Consider the following 21,217-nt stretch of genomic DNA (forward strand, 5'->3'; position numbering starts at 1 on the left):
AGAACACTATGCAATGGGAAGTTGTGATCGGGCTGGAGATTCATACCCAGCTCGCCACCCAATCGAAGATTTTCTCCGGTAGCGCCACCACGTTCGGGTCCGAGCCCAACACGCAGGCCAGCCTGGTCGACCTGGGCATGCCCGGCGTGCTGCCGGTGCTGAACCAGGAAGCGGTGCGCATGGCCGTGATGTTCGGCTTGGCGATTGACGCCGAGATCGGCCAGCACAACGTGTTCGCGCGCAAGAACTACTTCTACCCGGACCTGCCCAAGGGCTACCAGATCAGCCAGATGGAGTTGCCGATTGTCGGCAAGGGCCACCTGGACATCGCACTGGAAGACGGCACCATCAAGCGCGTCGGCGTAACCCGTGCACACCTGGAAGAAGACGCCGGCAAAAGCCTGCACGAAGAATTCCCGGGCGCCACCGGTATCGACCTGAACCGCGCCGGCACGCCGTTGCTGGAGATCGTCTCCGAGCCGGACATGCGCAGCGCCAAGGAAGCCGTGGCTTACGTCAAGACCATCCATGCGCTGGTGCGCTACCTGGGCATCTGCGACGGCAACATGGCCGAAGGCTCGCTGCGCTGCGATTGCAACGTGTCGATCCGGCCAAAGGGCCAGGTCGAGTTTGGCACCCGCTGCGAGATCAAGAACGTCAACTCGTTCCGTTTCATCGAGAAGGCGATCAACAGCGAAGTGCGTCGCCAGATCGAACTGATCGAGGACGGCGGCAAGGTGATCCAGCAAACCCGCCTGTACGATCCGAACAAAGACGAAACCCGCGCCATGCGCAGCAAAGAGGAAGCCAACGACTACCGTTACTTCCCCGATCCAGACCTGTTGCCGGTGGTGCTCGAGGATTCATTCCTCAATGACATCCGCGCCACCCTGCCGGAACTGCCACAGCAAAAACGCGAGCGCTTCCAGGCGCAGTTCGGATTGTCGATCTACGATGCCAGCGTGCTGGCTTCCAGCCGTGAGCAAGCCAACTACTTCGAGAAAGTCGTAGGCATTGCCGGCGACGCCAAGCTGGCGGCCAACTGGGTGATGGTTGAGCTGGGCAGCCTGTTGAACAAACAGGGCCTGGAAATCGACGAAGCGCCGGTCACTGCCGAACAACTGGGCGGCATGCTGCTGCGCATCAAGGACAACACCATCTCCGGCAAGATCGCCAAGACCGTGTTCGAAGCCATGGCCGCAGGTGAAGGCAGCGCCGACGAGATCATCGACAAGCGCGGCCTCAAGCAAGTCACCGACAGCGGCGCCATCTCGGCCGTGCTTGATGAGATGCTCGCGGCGAATGCCGAACAGGTCGAGCAATACCGCGCTGCAGACGAAGCCAAGCGCGGCAAGATGTTCGGTTTCTTTGTCGGCCAGGCGATGAAAGCCTCCAAAGGCAAGGCCAACCCGCAACAGGTCAACGAACTGCTCAAAAGCAAGCTCGAAGGCTGATAGCCGTGAAATGGTTGGAGCAGACTTCAAGGTCTGGCTCCAACCTGTGTGGGAGGGGGCTTGCTCCCGATGAGGGCGTTTCAGTCAACGCATGTGTTGACTGCTTCACCGCTATCGGGAGCAAGCCCCCTCCCACATAAGCCCCCTCTCCACATTTTTTATTGGGGATTTCCTGACAATGAAGCGTCTACTCGGCCTCCTGGCCCTGTCCTCCCTGCTGGCCGGTTGCGCCAGCGGCCTCATCGACCCCAAAGGCTACGACGAAACCGGCACCGCCTCCTATTACGGCGCCAGGCACCATGGCAAGCGAACCGCCAGTGGTGAACCTTTCAACCAGAACGCCCTGACCGCCGCCCACAGGCGCCTGCCCTTCGGCACCCAGGTCAAGGTGACCAATCTCGACAACGACCGATCGGTGGTAGTGCGTATCAATGACCGCGGCCCGCATACCCGCGGGCGCCTGATCGACCTTTCCCGCAAGGCTGCCGAGCAACTGCGTATGCTGGGCAGCGGTACCGCACGGGTTCGCGTGCAAGCCCTGAACAACTGACGAGGCAGCCTTGAGCATTTTCGCGTTGAACGCCCTTTCGCCCTGGAGCCTGCTCGAACTGGTTGGCGGCCTGTTGCTGCTGATCGCCGGCGCTGAAATCCTGGTACGCGCCGCCGTGCGCCTGGCGGCCAGCCTCAAGGTGCGGCCGCTGATCATCGGCTTGAGCATCGTCGCCTTCGGCAGCAGCGCACCGCAGATGACCGTCAGCCTGCAGGCCACATTGGCCGGCAATACCGACATTGCCGTAGGCAGTGTGATTGGCAGCAGCATCTTCAATATCCTCGTCACCCTGGGCCTGTCGGCGCTGATCATTCCCTTGCGCGTATCGCGGCAACTGGTGCGCGTGGATATCCCGGTGATGATCTTCGCCGGCCTGCTGGTGTTTATCCTGGCGGCCAACGAAATGCTCACGCCATTGGATGGCGGCGTATTGCTGGTGGCGCTGTTGGCCTACCTGGGCGTGCTGCATTACCAGACGCGCCATTCGCGCCGTCCGCGAAGCCTGGACACCGTCACCAAGGCACCCTGGCTGAGCAGTGTGTTGCTGATGTTCGGCGGGCTGCTGATATTGGTATTGGCCGGGCATCTGCTACTCGGCGCAGCGGTGGACGTGGCGGGCGACCTGGGCTTGTCGGAGCGGGTCATCGGCCTGACGCTGATTGGCGTGGGCACCTCGCTGCCCTGCCTCGCCACGTCACTGATCGCCGCGTTGCGGGGCGAACGGGAAATTGCGGTGGGCAACGTGATCGGCAGTAACCTGTTCAACCTGCTGGGGGTGCTGGGCTTTACCGCGCTGGTGGCGCCGTCGCCGCTGTCGGTATCCCCCAATGCCTTGGATTTTGATTTGCCGGTCATGCTTGGCGCCATCATCCTGTGCCTGCCGGTGTTCTATACCGGCTACCGGGTGACGCGTATCGAAGGGCTGGTGCTGCTGGGGCTATATCTGGCGTACGGCCTGCATGTGATGGCCTTCACCACCGGCATGCCCCTGGCCAACAAGCTTGAACAGCTGATGTTGTATTACGTCCTGCCGGCGTTGGTGATTTTGCTGTTGCTTACCTCACTGCGCGCCTGGCATCGCCAACACAAGAGGGAATCGCAATGAACGATCAGAAAAGGCCAGGAGTTGAAGTGCGTCGCCAAGTCATGGGCGATGTGTTCGTCGACCGCGCCCTGGGCAATGCCACAGCGTTCACCCAGCCGCTGCAGGATTTCGTCAACGAGCACGCGTGGGGCAGCGTATGGAACCGCGAAGGCTTACCGCTCAAGACCCGCAGCCTTATAACCCTCGCCGCCCTGACCGCCCTCAAGTGCCCACAGGAACTCAAGGGCCACGTGCGCGGTGCCTTGAACAATGGCTGCACGGTCGAAGAGATACGCGAAGCGCTGCTGCATTGCGCGGTGTATGCGGGGGTGCCGGCGGCGATTGACGCGTTTCGGGCCGCGCAGGAAGTGATCGACAGCTACCAGAAAGACGCCTAGATCCAGCCACCTGCCTGCAACACGAAGATCCCGATATTGGTGGTCACCGCCGCCATCAGTGTGGTGATCACAATGATCGCCGCCGCCAGCTCATGATTGCCTTGCGCCGCCCTGGCCATTACGAAGCTCGCGGCGGCAGTCGGCGCGCCGAAGTACAGGAACAGGATCCCCAGCTCCGGCCCGCGGAACCCCAATAGCCAGGCGCCCAGGGTCGCGATTACCGGCAGCCAGACCATCTTCATCAAGCTTGCGCTCAGCGCCATGTTGCCGCTTTTGCGCAATGCCGCCAGGGACAAGGTGCCGCCGATGCAGATCAACGCCAACGGCAACGTGGTGTCGGCCAGATACTGCATGGACTTTTCCAGCCAGCCGGGCAGGCCGATCTGCAAGTAAGCGAACGGCGCGGCGACGATCACGCTGATGATCAGCGGGTTGGCCACCACGCTCTTGAAGATGCTCCATGGGTCGGACTTGATCACCGGGCTGTACACCGCCAACACAATGGTCGACAGCGTGTTGTAGAACAGGATCACCAGCGCCGCGAGGATCGCGCCGAGGGAGATACCGTAGTCGCCGTACATGCTGGCCGCCAGCGCCAGGCCGATCACGCCGTTGTTGCCACGAAATGCGCCTTGGGTATAGATCCCACGGTCTTCGCGCTTGCAGCGAAAGATCGCCCAGCCCCAGGCCAGGGCGAAGCTCAGCAGTGTGGCGATTGAAAAGTAGATGAGCAAACCCGGCTTGAGCGCCGCGTGCAGGTCGGCATGCAGGATGCCCAGGAACAACAGCGCCGGCATGGTGACGTTGAACACCAGCGACGAAGCGGTATGGATAAAGTTGTCGTTAATCCATTGGATGCGCTTGAGCAGCACACCGAGGAACAGCATGGCGAACACCGGCGCGGTGATGGTGAGGGTGGTGAGGAAAATTGCCAGCATGCCGGGGAGAACCTTGGTGGGCGTCGGTAGGTGGCTAATGATAAGCCATGCAGCCCGTGTCGTCTGGTCTACCGCAATCGGGGGCAAGCCCCCTTCCCACCTCGACCGCGTTCACCCGATCGAATGTGGGAGGGGGCTTGCCCCCGATGCAGGCGCCTCGGTCTCAGGTAATAGGAGCCGGGTTGAACAGGGTAATGTCGTTATGCAGTTTGTGATGCTCCGCCCACGTCTGCTTCCTGCCACTGGCCACATCCAGGTAGAAGTGGAACAACTCCCAGCCCAGTTCTTCGATACTCGCACGCCCGGTAGCAATGCGCCCGGCATCGATATCGATCAGGTCCGGCCAACGCTGGGCCAGCTCGGTACGGGTCGAGACCTTTACCACCGGCGCCATCGCCAACCCATAGGGCGTGCCGCGCCCGGTTGTGAACACATGCAGGTTCATCCCGGCCGCCAGTTGCAAGGTGCCGCACACGAAATCACTGGCAGGTGTAGCGCAGAAGATCAGCCCTTTGCCCTTGAAGCGCTCACCCGGGCCGAGCACGCCATTGATCGCGCTGCTGCCGGATTTGACGATGGAGCCCAAGGACTTCTCGACGATATTCGACAGCCCACCCTTCTTGTTACCCGGTGTGGTATTGGCGCTGCGATCGGCTTCGCCCTTGGCCAGGTAACGATCGTACCAGTCCATTTCCCTGACCAGCTCGCGGGCGACGTCCTCGTTTTGCGCGCGTGACGTGAGCAGGTAGATCGCATCACGCACCTCCGTCACTTCGGAAAACATTACCGTCGCCCCAGCCCGCAGCAGCAGGTCAGAGGCATACCCCAGCGCCGGATTGGCGGTGATGCCGGAAAACGCATCACTGCCGCCGCACTGCATGCCCAGGATCAACTCGGAGGCCGGTACGGTTTCCCGGCGACGCTGGTCGAGTTTTTTCAAGCGCACTTCGGCCAGTTCCATGATCTGTTCGATCATTTCGGTAAAACCGTGGCTGGAGTCCTGCAAGCGGTACAGCCATGGCTCGCTCAGGTCCACGGAGCTGTCGTTGTCGTGCATCACCTGCCCGGCCTGCAATTTCTCGCAGCCCAGGCTGATCACCAAGGCTTCGCCGCCCAGGTTCGGGTTACGTGCCAGGTTGCGCACCGTACGGATCGGGATATAGGCGTCCGTCGCCGTAATCGCCACGCCGCAGCCGTAGCTATGGGTCAGAGCTACTACATCATCAACATGCGGGTATTTGGGCAGCAACTCATCCTTGATGCGCTTGACCGCATGGTCCAGCACACCGGTAACGCACTGCACGGTGGTGGTGATGCCGAGGATATTGCGCGTGCCCACCGTGCCATCGGCATTGCGATAGCCCTCGAAGGTAAACCCCTCCAACGGTGCCTGGGTTTCAGGCACCTCGGTGGACAGCGGCAAACTGTCCAGGGGTGGCGCGGTCGGCATGCGCAGCTGATCCTCCTGCACCCAACTGCCACGGGGTATTGGCGCCAAGGCATAACCGATGGTCTGGCCGTAGCGAATGATCCGGCCGCCCTCGGGGATATCTTCCAGGGTCACCTTGTGGCTCTGGGGAATAAAATCCACGGTGACCAGGCCGTCGGGAAATTCAGTGCCCGCCGGCACGCCCTGGTCGTTCACCACGATCACTACGTTGTCGCGCTCGTGCAAACGGATGGAGCGCGGCGAGTCGGCATGTTCAATCAACTGCATCACACGAACCTCAGGAATGCGCTTGGGAAAGGTTGGTCAACTCCGGGCCTTTGGTGGGCGGCTCCTTGAGCACCACGCGCTTGATCGGGCCGACAATCACCAGATAGCTGAACACCGCCACCAGGGCATTGGCGCCAACGAACACCAGGGCCCACTTGAACGAGCCGGTGGTGCTGATGATGTAGCCGATCACGATCGGCGTGGTAATGGAGGCCAGGTTACCGAAGGTGTTGAACAAGCCGCCACTGAGGCCGGCGATCTGTTTCGGCGAGGTGTCGGACACCACCGCCCAACCCAATGCGCCAACGCCTTTACCGAAGAAGGCCAGCGCCATGAAGCCCACCACCATCCATTCGATGTCCACGTAGTTGCACGCCACGATGCTGCTGGAAATCAGCAGGCCGCCGATAATCGGTGCCTTGCGGGCAAAGGTCAGCGAGTGGCCCTTGCGCAGCAGGTAATCGGAAATCACCCCGCCAAGCACCCCGCCGATAAAGCCGCAGATCGCCGGCAACGAGGCAATGAAACCGGCCTTGAGAATGGTCATGCCACGGTCCTGCACCAGGTACACCGGGAACCAGGTGAGGAAGAAATAGGTGATGCCGTTGATGCAGTACTGGCCCAGGTACACACCGAGCATCATGCGGTTGGTCAGCAGTTGACGGATGTAATCCCACTTCGGCCCGTCGGTTTTCTTGCCCTTGCCTTTGTCCTGGTCCATGTCGACCATCGCGCCATTGGCGGCGATGTGATTGAACTCGGCCTCGTTGATCATCGGGTGCTGGCGCGGGCTGTGGATAACTTTCAGCCAGATCAACGAGAACACGATGCCGATCACGCCCATCACGATAAACACATGCTGCCAGCCAAAGCGGTAGACGATCCAGCCCATCAATGGCGCGAACAACACCGTGGCGAAGTACTGCGCCGAATTGAAGATCGCCGACGCGGTGCCGCGTTCAGCCGTCGGAAACCACGCCGCAACAATGCGGGCATTTCCCGGAAACGAGGGTGCCTCGGCCAGGCCCACCATAAAACGCAGCATAAACAGCGCGACCACGGCGGTGGAGACACCGAACTCACCGACATAGCCTTGCAGCACGGTGAACAGTGACCAGGTGAAGATGCTCAGGGCATAGATTTTTTTCGAACCGAAGCGATCGAGCAACCAGCCGCCGGGGATTTGCCCGGCAACGTAGGCCCAACCGAAAGCGGAAAAGATATAACCGAGGGTGACCGCGTCGATGCCGAGGTCTTTTTGCAGGCTGGAACCGGCGATGGCGATGGTGGCCCGGTCGGCGTAGTTGATCGTGGTCACCAGGAACAGCATGAGCAGGATCAAATAGCGGACATGGGTCGGCTTGGTCGCTTGCATGTAGAAGTACTCCCACTAATTATTTTTTTTGCGGGTAATAGTTATGTCGGTGCCGCCCCCTGTAGGAGCGAGCTTGCTCGCGAAAAACACGCAGGCGCCGCGTGCATCCTGAATGCTCGCGTAATCGTTGACGTTCTTCGCGAGCAAACTCGCTCCGACAGTGAAACGGGTATTACGAACCGATGTAGCTGGTTTTCACCACGGTGTAGAACTCTTGCGCATAGCGACCTTGCTCACGCGAACCGTAGGATGAGCCCTTACGGCCGCCGAACGGAACGTGGTAGTCCACACCCGCGGTCGGCAGGTTGACCATCACCATCCCGGCCTGGGAGTGGCGCTTGAAGTGGTTGGCGTATTTCAGCGAGGTGGTGGCAATCCCCGCCGACAGGCCGAACTCGGTGTCGTTGGCCATGGCCAGTGCCGCTTCGTAGTCCGCCACGCGTACCACGTTGGCCACCGGGCCGAAGATTTCTTCGCGGCTGATACGCATGGCAGCTTCGCTGTCGGCAAACAGTGTCGGCGCCAGGTAATAGCCTTCGGTGTCGCAGGTCACCAGGCCACCGCCACTCACCAGCCGCGCACCTTCGCTTTGGCCGATGTCGATGTATTTCAGGTCCTGGTCCAACTGGGCCTGGGAAACCACCGGGCCGATGTCGGTGCCGCTTTGCAGCGCGTGGCCGACCTTGATCGACTGCATGCGCTCGGCCATGGCCGCCACAAACTGGTCGTGAATACCCGCAGTGACAATCAAACGGCTCGACGCGGTGCAACGCTGGCCGGTGGAGTAAAACGCGCTCTGTACCGACAACTCGACGGCCTGCTTGAGGTCGGCGTCATCGAGAATAATCTGCGGGTTCTTGCCGCCCATTTCCAACTGCACCTTGGCCTGGCGCGATACACAGCTGACGGCGATCTGACGGCCCACGCCGACGGAGCCGGTGAAACTGATGCCATCGACTTTCGGGCTGTTGACCAACACATCACCGACCACACGGCCGCTGCCCATCACCAGGTTGAACACACCGGCCGGGAAACCGGCACGGGAGATGATTTCCGCCAGGGCCCAGGCACAACCCGGCACCAGTTCGGCGGGCTTGATCACCACGCAGTTGCCGTAGGCCAGGGCCGGGGCGATCTTCCAGGCGGGAATGGCAATCGGGAAGTTCCACGGGGTGATCAAGCCGACCACACCAAGGGCTTCACGAGTGACTTCAACGTTGACGCCCGGGCGTACCGACGGCACGTAATCACCCGACAGGCGCAGGCATTCACCGGCAAAGAACTTGAAGATATTGCCGGCCCGGGTCACTTCGCCAATGGCCTCGGGCAGGGTCTTGCCCTCTTCACGGGCCAGCAGGGTGCCGAGCTCTTCACGACGGGCGAGGATTTCGCTGCCGACTTTGTCCAGGGCATCGTGACGCGCTTGGATACCGGAAGTCGACCAGCCCGGGAACGCGGCGCGGGCGGCGTCGATGGCCGCGTTGACTTGGGCCACATCCGCCTTGGCATAGTCGCCAATGACATCGGACACATCCGACGGGTTGATATTGGCGCAGTATTCGGCGCCGGTTACCCATTCGCCATTGATGTAGTTCTCAAAACGCTTTGCTTGGGACACGAAACTTCTCCTGACGCAAAAGGCCGCTGATTGCTCAGCGGCCTTGTGGATAATTTACTGCGGGCCTTGCTTGTCGATCAGCGCGGCCAGGGCTTCGTACTCTTCCGGCAGCAGGTCGGTGAGCGGCGTGCGCACCGGCCCGGCGTCATAACCGACGATTTTCGCACCGGCCTTGACGATGCTCACTGCGTAACCGGCTTTACGGTTGCGGATGTCCAGGTACGGCAGGAAGAAGTCATCGATGATCTTGCCGACGGTGGCGTGATCTTCGCGGGCAATGGCGTGGTAGAAATCCATCGCGGTTTTCGGGATGAAGTTGAACACTGCCGAGGAGTACACCGGAACCCCCAGGGCCTTGTAGGCCGCGGCATAAACCTCTGCAGTCGGCAGGCCGCCGAGGTAGCTGAAACGGTCGCCGAGGCGGCGGCGGATCGACACCATCAACTCGATATCACCCAGGCCATCCTTGTAGCCGATCAGGTTCGGGCAGCGCTCGGCCAGGCGCTCCAGCAGTGGCGCAGTCAGGCGGCAGACATTGCGGTTGTAGACCACTACGCCGATCTTGACCGACTTGCACACCGCTTCAACGTGTGCAGCCACCCCGTCCTGGCTGGCTTCGGTGAGGTAGTGCGGCAGCAGCAGCAAGCCTTTGGCGCCGAGGCGTTCGGCCTCTTGGGCGTACTCGATGGCCTGACGGGTCGCACCGCCCACACCGGCCAGGATCGGCACGCTGGTGGCGCAGGTATCAACGGCGGTTTTGACCACTTGGGAGTATTCGCTCGCGGCGAGGGAGAAAAACTCACCGGTGCCACCCGCTGCGAACAAGGCGGTGGCGCCATACGGGGCCAACCATTCCAGGCGTTTGATATAGCCCGCCTGGTGGAAATCACCCTGGGCAGTGAAATCGGTCACCGGGAAAGACAGCAGACCGTGGGAGAGGATGGACTTCAGTTCTTGTGGATTCATTATTCGAACACCCTGGGCGAAGACTTTCTAACGAAAGGTTGTTGTTGGTTTTGGTGATGTCGTACGTCATCGTACAACTATAAAAAGATTCGTCAACTGCAATTCATCGCTGCTCATCGCAAAGCCGGCACGTTTAACGATGCCACTTGACGTAGGAAATTTCTCCTTTATTCTCAAAATAGCTGTATATACATACAGCCATCAAGGAAGATTCCTACGACATAGCAAGGAGCTAACATGTCAGGTCTAGAACTCGCTGCACCGCAAAAGCAAGCGCCGACCCTACGTTTCGAAGGGGGTGAGCACACCGCCATCGGTGATGAAACCCTTTTACATTTCGCCACGGACGCGCCGGCGATCCCCGCCCACCAAGTCGAACTGCACCTGCCCAACGGGCTCGCACTGACCTACGGCCAAGTGATCGCCCTGGGCGGCGATTTCTATGGCATTCCTGGCCAAGCTATCAGCGATGGCGCTTCCCCTGCCGAGCGCGTGCAACGTTTCAATGCGGCCTTCAACTCTCTGGCAGTGCTACCTGCCTCCCGGGAAGAAGCCCACAAGATCCTGGCGGTGATGCAAAAGGAGACCGCCGCAGTCAAGCAGGCGATCAAGGACGGCAAGCAGCCCCACGAAGCCTATGACGCCTTGGGTGATACGTTGTCCGAGGAGTGGAACCGCATCACCGGCGGTGGCAGCGCTGTTTCAGCCCTCATCCCCCTGGGGCGCTACCTGAAGCTGGCGGCGGACAACGCCGACCACTTCGGCGAGTGGGCCCTGTCGGCGTACCTGGCCGGCCACACGGCAGCGCTGCAACAGGCCGTCGCGGCCCATCAAACCGGCACCGATCAGGCCCTCGAGCTGGCTTATGCGATGAACAGCTTTGCTGATCATTTCTTGACTGACCTGTTTTCCGCCGGCCACCTGCGCGTACCGCGCAAGCAACTGGCAGCGGTAGTGACGCCGGGCGAACTGGGTTCGCTGATAAGCCGTTTCATGCACGATGAAGACAGCAAGTTCGGGCTCAAGGTGCGCAATGCCATGGGCGATCAATGGCATGCCTATGGGGATAAACGCTACTTCGATGACATCGACGCGGACAACCGCATGCAGGTCAAACGCGCAGTACAGGCTTCGGCTGATGAGATCTTCGAGACTTTCATCAGCGGTATCGCGCCCTCCCCAGCCAGCTTCAAGGCACCACTGTATGTGCCCGACTTGAACGCGGCGCAAAACCCGGCGAACAACTTCTCGCCACTGTTCAAAATGGAGGGAGACAAGGTGCTGCGGCGCAAGGACGTCAATGACCTGAACGACAAGCACTGGACCAATGATTGGTGGGGTTGGAGTACGTACTTGTTGCTTAAGGACTACAAGCCCAATCAACCCACCAGCTAAGTAGCCGCAATCATCCAGGCAATGGAGATCAACTGTGGGAGGGGGCTTGCCCCCGATAGCGGTGGGTCAACCGACATCAATGTTTGCTGGGCCGACGTCTTCGCGGGCAAGTCGAATCGTCGCACCGGCCCTCCCACATTTGGATCGCGGCGAATCAGCCTTCAACCGCGCTGCGCCTCGGCCTCTTCATGGGCATGGCGCAGCCGTTCGCGGCTATTGGTCAAATGCAGACGCATGGCCGCGCGTGCCGCATCCGAATCCTGGCGTGCAATCGCCTCATAAATCTCTTCGTGTTCGCGACTCAGGCGACTCATGTAGTGCTGTTGGTCATCATGGGCCAGGCGCGCCGAATTCAGACGCGTGCGTGGAATAATGCTGGTACCCAGGTGGGTCATGATGTCGGTGAAGTAACGGTTGCCGGTAGACAACGCAATTTCCAGATGGAAGGCAAAGTCCGAAGCTACCGCATCGCCGGCATGGGCCGCGCTTTCATTCAGGGCATCGAGGGCCGCACGCATGGCGGCCAGCTGTGCATCGCTGCGACGCAAGGCTGCAAGGCCCGCGGACTCCACTTCAAGGCTGATACGCAGCTCGAGGATCGCCAATACATCACGCAACGTCACCACGGTGGCCGGGTCAATGCGGAAACCGCTGGGGCTTGGCGTGTCCAGCACAAAGGTGCCGATACCGTGGCGGGTCTCGACCTGCCCCGCCGCTTGCAGACGCGAGATGGCTTCACGCACCACAGTGCGGCTGACGCCATGGGCGTCCATGATCGCCGACTCGGTGGGCAGCTTGTCGCCGCGCTTGAGCTGGCCGTCGCGGATCTGCTCGGACAACACCGTGACCAATTCCTGGGCAAGGCTGCGGCGCTTGCGGGGAAGACGTGGAGCGGCGCTGGCGTTTTCCATGATGAACCATCTTTCTCGGCGAACTAAAGACCGCATCATAGCCCATGGTGGTTGTACGATCACCGTTCCGGCGCGACTTTCATCCATATCCTTCGCGCAAAAAAAATGCCCCGACAGCAGTCGAGGCATTTTTCACATGGGCCTGGAGGCGTAATCCGCCTACTTCACCACTTTCAAGCTCGGCCGACCGCTAGGGCGCGGCGGCTCGGTATCCGGTGGCGGCACATCATCACCGCCTTCACCTTCGATCGTTTCGCCGTCCTCGAAAGGCGACTCCAGATCGAACACCATGCCTTGGCCATTTTCCCGGGCATAAATCCCGAGGATGGCACCGATTGGCACGAACAGCGTATGGGGCACACCGCCGAAACGCCCTTCGAAGCTCACCGCTTCGTTGTCCATGTGCAGGTGGCGCACGGCACTGGGGGATACGTTCAGCACGATTTGTCCGTCACTGGCAAAACCCTGCGGTACCTGAACCGCAGGAAATTCGGAATTGACCAGCATGTGCGGGGTGCAATCGTTGTCCACAATCCACTCATAGAGCGCGCGGACCAGGTAAGGTCGACTGGAGTTCATCAACGGCTCCTTAAGCCTTAGCGCATATCGCGTTCGACACCAGACAGACTTGCCTGGAAAGCCTCACGCGCAAACTGGCGCTCCATGTAATCAAGCAACGGCTTGGCCGGCCGTGGCAGTTCAATGCCCAGGATCGGCAAGCGCCAAAGTATGGGTAATAGGCAACAATCCACCAAGCTTTGTTCCTCACTGAGGAAAAAAGGTTTGTCGGCGAACAACGGCGAAACGCCGGTCAGGCTCTCGCGCAATTCCTTGCGCGCCTGCACCCGAGCGGCTTCTTTTGAACGCGAATCCAGAATCACATCCACCAGCCCGCACCAGTCGCGCTGGATCCGATGGATCAGCAGGCGGCTATTGGCACGCGCCACCGGGTATACCGGCAGCAAAGGCGGATGAGGGTAACGCTCATCCAAGTATTCCATCACCACGGTTGACTCCCACAACGCCAGGTCACGATCGACCAGGGTGGGCAAGCTGCCGTAAGGGTTCACTTCGATCAGTTTCGGCGGATGACGGCCCGCCTCCACACTGATGATCTCGGCGCTGACACCCTTCTCTGCGAGCACGATGCGTACTCGGTGGGAATAGTGGTCGGCGGGGTCGGAGTAACAGGCCAACCGATTGGTCACGCCCATGGCGGTCCTCCTCGCTTGTTGAAATTATCGAAAGCTCAAAAACGAGCGCGCCCAGAGAGCATCCCTGTAACGTCCGGTTCAACCGGTCGCTACGTATTCAGGGACGCCGCTGGGCGCGCAAGATTAACAGCAATTGCTTACGGTTGGATCAATGCACATCCTTCCAGTATTCGCGCTTGAGCAGATAAGCGAATACGAAGAAGAAAGCCAGGTACAGCAAGACGTAAGTACCGATGCGCTGGTGCTGCAGTTTGACCGGGTTGGCCGAGTAGGCCAGGAAGGTCACCAGGTTCTTGACCTTCTCGTCGAACTGCTCTTCATTCAGCGTACCGGTCTTGGGCACGATGGTCAGTTGATCGCATGCTTCATGGGTCAGAGGCGTACCGGTCAACGGATCATATTGCTTCTTGCCGTCTTCAACGACCTGAACCTGCTTGCATCCTACCACCTGGCGACCCTGCAGGCCGACCAGAACGTTCGGCATGCCGACATTCGGGAAGACTTTGTTGTTCACGCCGTAAGGGCGTGCAGGGTCTTCGTAGAAGGATTTCAGGTAGCCGTAGAGCCAGTCGGTGCCGCGCACGCGGGCCACCAGGGTCAGGTCTGGCGGTGCGGCGCCGAACCAGGTCTTGGCGTCGGCCGGTTGCATGCCGATGCTCATGTGGTCGCCGATCTTCGCACCGGTGAACACCGCGTGGCTGAGCATCACTTCATGGGGGATGCCCAGGTCATCGGCGACCCGCTCGTAACGTTGGAACTTGGCGCTGTGGCAACCCATGCAGTAGTTAGTGAATGTACGCAGCCCATCCTGCATGGCGGCTTTGTCAGACACATCGATATCGACCTTTTCCAGCTGCGCGCCATGTTCGGCGGCGAAGGACAGTAGCGGCAGGGCCGCAAGCACGAATGCAACGAATAACTTTTTCATCAGCCAGTCACCCTTTCCGGAACCGGTTTGGTCTTCTCGAGCCGGGTATAGAACGGCATCAGAATGAAGTAGGCGAAGTACAGGAAGGTGCAGACCTGCGACAACAACGTACGCTCAGGGGTTGGCGCCAATACGCCGAGTACGCCCAGGATCACGAACGAAATGCAGAACACCCATAACCAGATCTTGCTCAGCCAGCCTTTGTAGCGCATCGACTTGACCGGGCTGCGGTCGAGCCATGGCAGCACGAACAGCACCGCGATGGCTGCGCCCATGGCGATCACGCCCATCAGCTTGTCAGGGATGGCGCGCAGGATCGCGTAGAACGGCGTGAAGTACCACACCGGTGCAATGTGCTCGGGAGTCTTGAAGGCGTTGGCCTGCTCGAAGTTAGGCTTTTCGAGGAAATAACCGCCCATCTCCGGGAAAAAGAACACGATCGAGCAGAACACGAACAGGAACACCACCACGCCGACAATGTCTTTGACGGTGTAGTAAGGGTGAAACGGAATGCCATCCAGCGGGATACCGTTCTCGTCCTTGTGCTTCTTGATGTCCACGCCATCGGGGTTGTTGGAGCCTACTTCGTGCAGCGCCAGGATGTGCAGCACAACCAGGCCGAGGATCACGATCGGCAAGGCCACCACGTGCAGGGCGAAGAAGCGGTTCAGGGTAATACCCGAGATCAGGTAGTCACCGCGGATCCACTGGGTCAGGTCGTTGCCGATCACCGGGATCGCACCGAACAGCGAAATGATCACCTGGGCGCCCCAGTACGACATCTGGCCCCACGGCAGCAGGTAACCCATGAAGGCTTCGGCCATCAGCGCCAGGTAGATCAGCATGCCGAACACCCACACCAGCTCGCGAGGCTTCTGGTACGACCCGTAGAGCAGGCCACGGAACATGTGCAGGTAGACGACGATAAAGAACGCTGACGCGCCGGTGGAGTGCAGCAGGCGCAGGATCGAGCCGTACTCGACGTCACGCATGATGTATTCAACGGAAGCGAACGCCTCCTCCGCCGACGGGGTGTAGCTCATCGTCAGCCACACGCCGGTGACGATCTGGTTGACCAGCACCAACAGGGCCAGGGAGCCGAAGAAGTAGAAGAAATTGAAGTTCTTTGGCGCGTAATACTTGCTGAGATGGTCTTCCCACATTTTAGTGGCGGGGAAGCGCGCATCCACCCAATCCATGAACTTGCTCATCACGCGTTCTCCTTGTCGAGGCCAATGACTATGAGGTCGTCAGTTTCGTAGGTATGCGGAGGCACGGGCAGGTTCAAGGGCGCGGGCTGGGACTTGTAGACTCGGCCGGCGAGGTCGTAGTGGGAACCGTGACACGGGCAGAAATAACCGCCTACCCAGTCCTTGCCCAGATCGACAGGGGCCACTTCCGGGCGGAAGGTAGGCGAGCAACCCAGGTGGGTACACAGACCGACCAGCAGCAGAATCTCTGGCTTGATCGAACGCACTTCATTCTTGGCGTAGGCGGGCTGGTCGGAATTTTCGGATTGCGGGTCGGACAACTGGCCCTCGATCTTCTTCAGATTCCCCAGGATTTCCTCGGTACGACGAACGATGAATACCGGTTGGCCGCGCCACTCAGCAATCATCTGCTGCCCTGGCTCGATCTTGCTGACATTCACCTTCACCGGTGCACCTGCGGCTTTCGCCTTGGCACTGGGAAACCATGACCCCACGAACGGGACCGCAGCCCCCACCGCTCCTGCAGCACCCACCACGGATGTGGCTGCTACCAAGAAGCGACGCCGGCCTGCATTCACGCCGTCATTGCTCATTCAGTCCTCTCCCATCAGCTTTTTTGGCCTGTTAAATCAGGCGTCTACTAAGTGTTGAAACTTTACTTATAAAAATTTTGACGGATGGTAATGAAAAGCCCCACGTATGACAAGGGAATTGCCCGGGCCTCCGCCCCCAGGCCTTGTAGTATAGGGGGTCTACGGATGTGGCAAGTTGTCACGCACAAATTTATGTATAAATCGCAGGCAATAAAAAACGCCCAGCTCCGTGAGGAGGCTGGGCGTTTTTGTGGAACGTAAAGCGAATTAACGCTTCGAGTACTGCGGACGCTTACGCGCTTTACGCAGACCGACTTTCTTACGTTCAACTTCACGAGCATCGCGAGTCACGAAGCCAGCTTTGCGCAGAGCGCCACGCAGGGTTTCGTCGTACTGCATCAGAGCGCGAGTGATACCGTGGCGGATTGCGCCAGCTTGACCACTTACACCGCCACCGATAACGGTGACGTAGATGTCGAACTTTTCAACGGTCTCGGTCAATTCCAGCGGCTGACGAACTACCATGCGGGCAGTTTCGCGACCGAAGAAGTTGTCCAGGGAGCGGTTGTTGATCGAGATGTTACCAGTGCCCGGACGCAGGAAAACGCGTGCGGTTGCGGTTTTGCGACGGCCAGTGCCGTAATTTTGAGTCGCCGACATAATGAACTATTCCGTTAAAACTTCAGTTCTTGGGGCTGCTGAGCAGCATGAGGGTGTACAGCGCCCGCATAGACTTTCAGCTTGCGAAACATATCGCGACCCAGTGGGCCCTTCGGCAGCATGCCTTTGACCGCGATTTCGATCGGGGCTTCAGGCTTCTTGGAGATCAGGCCTTCAAAGTTGGAAGACTTGATACCGCCTGGGAAACCGGAGTGACGGTAGTACATTTTGTCTTGCGCTTTGTTGCCGGTAACACGTACCTGCTCAGCGTTGATGATCACGATGTAGTCACCGGTGTCAACGTGAGGGGTGTACTCAGGCTTGTGCTTGCCACGCAGACGGCTGGCGACTTCAGTGGCCAGACGACCCAGGGTCTGACCAGCGGCGTCGACGACAAACCAGTCGCGCTGAACTGTTTCCGGTTTTGCAGTAAAAGTTGTCATTCTTTAATAGCCTCAGGGGCCGCCCTGTAAATTAGACGGCGGATCTTACTGAATAGTGCTTACTTTGACAAGTCAAAGGCAGCCGGATACAGACGCTATCGGGGGCTCGGGTCGGCGCGTCCGTTCAACGGCAAGATTCTTCGGCAGGCGGCGCATCACTTCCACTGCAGAAAGAGGTGGGCAATTATGCAGATTGCGAAAAAAAATTCAACCTGCTTTTATGATTGTTTTCCCCGAAGGAGTACCCGATGGATTACCGACAGCTGGGCCGCACCGATCTGAACGTCAGCACGATCGCCTTGGGCACCATGACCTGGGGCGAGCAGAACAGCGAGGCAGAGGCCTTCGCGCAGATCGAACGGGCCAAGGCGGCGGGGATCAACTTCCTCGATACTGCGGAAATGTACCCGGTACCGCCCAAGGCCGACACCTATGCCACCACCGAGCGCTACATCGGCAACTATTTCAAAAGCCGGGGCGACCGCGCCGACTGGGTTCTCGCCAGCAAGATCGCAGGCCCCGGCAACACCATCGACTACATTCGCGATGGCTACCTGCGCCACAACCGCAAGCATATTGCCCAGGCCCTGGACGCCAGCCTCAAGCGCCTGCAGACCGACTGGATCGACCTCTACCAACTGCATTGGCCGGAGCGCAGCACCAACTTCTTCGGCCAGTTGAGCTACAAGCACAAGGACGAAGACGACCTCACTCCTCTGGAGGAAACCCTCGAAGCCCTGGATGAGCAGGTCAAGGCCGGCAAGATCCGCCACATCGGCCTGTCCAACGAAACCCCGTGGGGCACCATGAAGTTCCTCGCCCTGGCCGAAGCCCGCGGCTGGCCCCGTGCGGTGTCGATCCAGAACCCCTATAACCTGCTCAACCGCAGCTTCGAGGTGGGCCTGGCGGAAATCGCCATTCGCGAACAGTGCGGCTTGCTGGCGTATTCCCCACTGGCGTTCGGCATGCTCAGCGGCAAATACGAAAATGGCGCACGACCGGCCAAGGCACGCCTGACTGAGTACAGCCGGTTCAGCCGTTACTTCAACCCGCAGTCGGAGGCGGCGTGCAGCCGCTATGTGGCATTAGCTCGGGAACATGGCCTGGACCCGGCGCAGATGGCGCTGGCGTTTGTGACGCAGCAGCCGTTTGTGACCAGCAATATTATTGGGGCCACGACGCTGGAGCAGTTGGATAGCAACATTGCCAGTGCAGATCTGAGACTGTCGAAAGACGTGTTGGAGGGGATTGAGGCGATTCAGAAGGATCATCCGAATCCGGCGCCTTGATTGACCTTTAGACCGCCATCGGGGGCAAGTCGAGTCGTCGCACCGCCCCTCCCACACTTGGCCGTGTTCACAGATCAAAATGTGGGAGGGGCGGTGCGACGACTCGACTTGCCCCCGATGAGGTCATCAGCAACACCGCAAGATCAAAGCGCCCGCGCAATAATCTCCTTCATGATCTCATTGGTTCCCGCATAAATGCGCTGCACCCGCGCGTCCGCCCAGGCCCGGGCAATCGGGTATTCCCACATGAAGCCGTAGCCGCCGTGCAGCTGCACGCACTCATCGAGTACCTTGCATTGCAGGTCCGTGGCCCAATACTTGGCCATCGCCGCAGTAGGCACATCCAGCTTGCCGTCCAGGTGCAACGCCATGCATTTGTCGACAAACACGCGGCCGATCTGAATCTCGGTGGCCATCTCCGCCAGCTTGAAGCGGGTGTTCTGGAAATCGGCAATCGCCTTGCCGAACGCTTTGCGCTCGCGGGTGTAGTCCAGGGTCCACTGCAACGCCGCTTCCGCGGATGACAAGGCGCCAATCGCCACCGTCAAACGCTCCTGGGGCAACTCCTGCATCAGGTACGCAAAGCCCATACCGGCCTGGCCCAGCAAGTTTTTCTTGGATACCCGCACGTCCTGGAAGAACAGCTCCGAGGTGTCCTGGGCCTTCATGCCGACTTTCTCCAGGCGCTTGCCCTTGTCGAAGCCGGGCGTGCCGGCTTCCACCAGGAACAGGCTGGTGCCCTTGGCGCCGGCCTTCGGGTCGGTCTTGGCCACCACGACCACCAGGTCGGCCAGATAGCCGTTGGTGATAAAGGTCTTGGAGCCATTGATCACATACTCATCACCGTCCAGCACCGCCGTGGTCTTGACCCCTTGCAGGTCGGAACCGGCGCCCGGCTCGGTCATGGCAATGGCCGTGACCATCTCCCCAGAAATCAGCTTGGGCAGGTACTTCTGTTTCAGCGCTTCGCTGCCGTAATGCAGGATGTAGGGCGCGACGATGTCCGAATGCAGGGAAAAGCCGATGCCGGTCAAACCCAGGCGGCTGATTTCTTCGATCACCACCGCGCTGTAGAGAAAGTCCGCGCCCAGGCCACCATATTCCTCCGGCAGGTGGGAGCACAGCATGCCCGCCTCCCCCGCCTTGCTCCACAGGCTACGGTCGATATGGCCCTGCTTTTCCCATTGGCCATGGAAGGGCGCGGCGTGTTTGTCGAGAAAGGTGCGCACGCTCTCGCGGAAGAGTTCGTGCTCCGAGCTGAACAAGGTTCTGGGGATCATGGGTCACCTGCATGGATTGTCGGACAAGGATGAGCCCACAGAGCCTATGCCGCGATGGCGTCACGGGACACTGGACACATGCGACAAAAAATAAGACGATCCAGCCGTCTGGTGACCACTTTCCCCTATAAGAATAAATGAAATTATGTCTAACCAAATCTCCACGCCCTTGCGGCGCGTCAGCATTTTGGCCATTGATCGGGTATTCGCTTCAACCCTGATGCAAGCCAAGGATTTCTTCCACCTCGCCAGCCTGCGTTACGGCAAACAGCAGGGCCTGGGCCTGACCCCAGGGTTCGATACACGCCTTGTCAGCCCCGACGGGCAGTCGGTGCGCAGCTTCAGCGATGTGATCATGCCGGTGGACGGCGGCCTGGAAGACGCCGACATCATCGTGTTGCCGGCCTTCTGGGACGACTTCGACGGCCTGTGCGCCCGCTACCCGCAAGTGTTGCCGTGGCTGCGCGAACAACACGCCCGCGGCGCTGTGCTCTGCGGCGAAGCCACCGGGGTGTTCTGGCTGGCAGAAGCCGGGCTGCTCGATGGCAAGGAGGCGACCACCTACTGGCGATTCTTCACTGCCTTCAGCGAGCGCTTCCCCAAGGTCCAGCTCAACCAGGACAAGCACCTCACCGATGCCGACAACCTGTATTGCGCCGGCGGCACCACTTCGGCCTGCGACCTCTACATCTATCTGATCGAACGCTTTTGCGGCGCCAGCATTGCCCAGGCCGTGGCCCGGGACATCCTCTATGAGGTGCAGCGCAGCTATTCACCGGGACGTATCGGCTTTGGGGGGCAGAAGCTGCACCAGGACGTGATCATCCTGCAGATCCAGCACTGGCTCGAGGAACACTTTGCCGACAAGTTCCGCTTCGAAGACGTCGCCCGGGAACACGGCATGAGCATCCGCAACTTCATGCGGCGCTTCCAGACCGCTACCGGCGACAAGCCGCTGCATTACCTGCAAAGGCTGCGTATCGAGACGGCAAAAGGCCTGCTTTCGGGCAGCCGCAAGAGCATCAAGACCATCAGTTATGAGGTGGGTTACGACGATGCGAGTTTCTTTGCGCGCTTGTTCAGGCAGCACACGGAGCTGTCGCCGAATCAGTATCGGCAGCAGTTCCAGCAAGCCGCATAACTCCAGCCAGACACAGGGCAAATGTGGGAGGGGGCTTGCTCCCGATAGCGGA

At 59.8% G+C, this 21,217-nt stretch carries 21 protein-coding genes; 7 read left to right on the forward strand and 14 right to left on the reverse strand.

The window, feature by feature from the left end:
- Positions 1-8 precede the first annotated feature (8 nt).
- From gatB to NMB39_RS24385, 4 genes are all read left to right on the forward strand, one after another.
- Positions 9-1,454: an Asp-tRNA(Asn)/Glu-tRNA(Gln) amidotransferase subunit GatB gene (gatB, locus tag NMB39_RS24370; RefSeq protein WP_046070910.1), complete on the forward strand. Its 1,446-nt coding sequence runs from the start codon at positions 9-11 to the stop codon at positions 1,452-1,454.
- Between the two features lie 178 nt (positions 1,455-1,632).
- Positions 1,633-2,004 carry a septal ring lytic transglycosylase RlpA family protein gene (locus tag NMB39_RS24375; RefSeq protein WP_046070909.1) on the forward strand — a complete coding sequence of 124 codons (372 nt, stop codon included), beginning with the start codon at positions 1,633-1,635 and terminating at the stop codon, positions 2,002-2,004.
- A gap of 25 nt (positions 2,005-2,029) precedes the next feature.
- On the forward strand, positions 2,030-3,109 hold the full coding sequence (locus NMB39_RS24380; protein WP_057021789.1) for a calcium/sodium antiporter: 1,080 nt from the start codon (positions 2,030-2,032) through the stop codon (positions 3,107-3,109).
- Positions 3,106-3,486 carry a carboxymuconolactone decarboxylase family protein gene (locus NMB39_RS24385; RefSeq protein WP_046070908.1) on the forward strand — a complete coding sequence of 127 codons (381 nt, stop codon included), beginning with the start codon at positions 3,106-3,108 and terminating at the stop codon, positions 3,484-3,486. Before NMB39_RS24380 ends, NMB39_RS24385 begins: the two co-directional genes overlap by 4 nt.
- Here NMB39_RS24385 and NMB39_RS24390 read toward each other — a convergent pair.
- From NMB39_RS24390 to kdgD, 5 genes are all read right to left on the reverse strand, one after another.
- Positions 3,483-4,424, reverse strand: a complete 942-nt coding sequence (locus tag NMB39_RS24390) for an AEC family transporter (protein ID WP_057021569.1) — start codon at positions 4,422-4,424, stop codon at positions 3,483-3,485. The genes NMB39_RS24385 and NMB39_RS24390 overlap by 4 nt on opposite strands.
- Positions 4,425-4,587: 163 nt before the next feature.
- Positions 4,588-6,141 (reverse strand): galactarate dehydratase, encoded by a 1,554-nt coding sequence (gene garD / locus NMB39_RS24395; RefSeq protein WP_046070907.1) that lies wholly within the window; start codon positions 6,139-6,141, stop codon positions 4,588-4,590.
- A 10-nt stretch (positions 6,142-6,151) separates the two neighbouring features.
- A complete protein-coding gene (locus tag NMB39_RS24400; RefSeq protein WP_057021570.1) occupies positions 6,152-7,516 on the reverse strand; it encodes an MFS transporter in 1,365 nt (454 codons plus the stop codon).
- 172 nt (positions 7,517-7,688) lie between these two features.
- Positions 7,689-9,134 carry an aldehyde dehydrogenase family protein gene (locus NMB39_RS24405; protein ID WP_494339957.1) on the reverse strand — a complete coding sequence of 482 codons (1,446 nt, stop codon included), beginning with the start codon at positions 9,132-9,134 and terminating at the stop codon, positions 7,689-7,691.
- A 54-nt stretch (positions 9,135-9,188) separates the two neighbouring features.
- Positions 9,189-10,100, reverse strand: coding sequence for a 5-dehydro-4-deoxyglucarate dehydratase (gene kdgD, locus NMB39_RS24410; RefSeq protein ID WP_043048557.1), 912 nt, complete (start codon positions 10,098-10,100; stop codon positions 9,189-9,191).
- A 237-nt stretch (positions 10,101-10,337) separates the two neighbouring features.
- Here kdgD and NMB39_RS24415 point away from each other — a divergent pair, with 237 nt between their 5' ends.
- A complete protein-coding gene (locus NMB39_RS24415; protein WP_198721417.1) occupies positions 10,338-11,495 on the forward strand; it encodes a phospholipase in 1,158 nt (385 codons plus the stop codon).
- A 161-nt stretch (positions 11,496-11,656) separates the two neighbouring features.
- On the opposite strand, the gene NMB39_RS24420 is transcribed toward NMB39_RS24415, so the two are convergent.
- The 8 genes from NMB39_RS24420 to rplM form a co-directional block, all read right to left on the reverse strand.
- Entirely contained in the window at positions 11,657-12,406 is a 750-nt protein-coding gene (locus tag NMB39_RS24420; protein WP_032877801.1) for a FadR/GntR family transcriptional regulator, read from the reverse strand.
- A 159-nt stretch (positions 12,407-12,565) separates the two neighbouring features.
- Positions 12,566-12,985 (reverse strand): ClpXP protease specificity-enhancing factor, encoded by a 420-nt coding sequence (locus NMB39_RS24425; RefSeq protein ID WP_057013888.1) that lies wholly within the window; start codon positions 12,983-12,985, stop codon positions 12,566-12,568.
- A 17-nt stretch (positions 12,986-13,002) separates the two neighbouring features.
- Complete coding sequence (locus NMB39_RS24430) at positions 13,003-13,620, reverse strand: glutathione S-transferase N-terminal domain-containing protein (protein ID WP_005784778.1); 618 nt, start codon at positions 13,618-13,620, stop codon at positions 13,003-13,005.
- Positions 13,621-13,768: 148 nt separating this feature from the next.
- Positions 13,769-14,548, reverse strand: coding sequence for a cytochrome c1 (locus NMB39_RS24435; protein WP_057021573.1), 780 nt, complete (start codon positions 14,546-14,548; stop codon positions 13,769-13,771).
- On the reverse strand, positions 14,548-15,759 hold the full coding sequence (locus tag NMB39_RS24440) for a cytochrome b (RefSeq protein ID WP_003188526.1): 1,212 nt from the start codon (positions 15,757-15,759) through the stop codon (positions 14,548-14,550). Before NMB39_RS24440 ends, NMB39_RS24435 begins: the two co-directional genes overlap by 1 nt.
- A complete protein-coding gene (gene petA, locus NMB39_RS24445) occupies positions 15,759-16,352 on the reverse strand; it encodes a ubiquinol-cytochrome c reductase iron-sulfur subunit (protein WP_043048551.1) in 594 nt (197 codons plus the stop codon). The genes NMB39_RS24440 and petA overlap by 1 nt, the downstream gene beginning before the upstream one ends.
- 267 nt (positions 16,353-16,619) lie before the next feature.
- Positions 16,620-17,012, reverse strand: coding sequence for a 30S ribosomal protein S9 (rpsI, locus tag NMB39_RS24450; RefSeq protein WP_002555064.1), 393 nt, complete (start codon positions 17,010-17,012; stop codon positions 16,620-16,622).
- A gap of 14 nt (positions 17,013-17,026) precedes the next feature.
- Positions 17,027-17,455: a 50S ribosomal protein L13 gene (rplM, locus tag NMB39_RS24455; protein ID WP_003171742.1), complete on the reverse strand. Its 429-nt coding sequence runs from the start codon at positions 17,453-17,455 to the stop codon at positions 17,027-17,029.
- Between the two features lie 248 nt (positions 17,456-17,703).
- Between rplM and NMB39_RS24460 the strand changes: the two genes are divergently transcribed.
- Entirely contained in the window at positions 17,704-18,744 is a 1,041-nt protein-coding gene (locus tag NMB39_RS24460; RefSeq protein WP_494339956.1) for an NADP(H)-dependent aldo-keto reductase, read from the forward strand.
- 143 nt (positions 18,745-18,887) lie between these two features.
- Here the strand turns inward: NMB39_RS24460 and NMB39_RS24465 are convergent, their stop codons facing one another.
- Positions 18,888-20,024: an acyl-CoA dehydrogenase family protein gene (locus NMB39_RS24465; RefSeq protein WP_494339955.1), complete on the reverse strand. Its 1,137-nt coding sequence runs from the start codon at positions 20,022-20,024 to the stop codon at positions 18,888-18,890.
- A 220-nt stretch (positions 20,025-20,244) separates the two neighbouring features.
- On the opposite strand from NMB39_RS24465, the gene NMB39_RS24470 reads away from it, so the two are divergent.
- Positions 20,245-21,165: a GlxA family transcriptional regulator gene (locus NMB39_RS24470; RefSeq protein WP_172833447.1), complete on the forward strand. Its 921-nt coding sequence runs from the start codon at positions 20,245-20,247 to the stop codon at positions 21,163-21,165.
- Positions 21,166-21,217 lie beyond the last annotated feature (52 nt).

It is taken from the genome of Pseudomonas sp. FBCC-B545 (assembly GCF_059134095.1).